The 234-nt window shown below is 44.4% G+C and carries 1 protein-coding gene; it reads right to left on the minus strand.

Going from position 1 to position 234, the window contains the following annotated elements; genetic code table 11:
- Window positions 1-234 (minus strand): RagB/SusD family nutrient uptake outer membrane protein (locus AC0IWT_RS20045; RefSeq protein WP_471798518.1); only part of this gene is annotated, 234 nt, incomplete at both ends.

Genomic DNA, 234 nt, shown 5'->3' on the forward strand with positions numbered 1-234 from the left:
TTGGAGTTCCACGGTATCGAACCAATATTTGTTTGCGTTCTTTTTGCATCAAGCAACGCAAAACCTTCAAATGCAAGTTCTAATTTTCGCTCTGCTAAAATGTTGGCTAAAGGAGCGGTGGTTGTTGTTAACCCAGCTCTGCTTCTAACAACAGCCAAATCCTGTAAAGGTGTTCTGCCACCACCTGGTGCGGCAGGGGCTAAACGGACATTTGCTTCAGCTCTGATTAAATAC

This window comes from Pedobacter sp. AC464 (assembly GCF_979253075.1).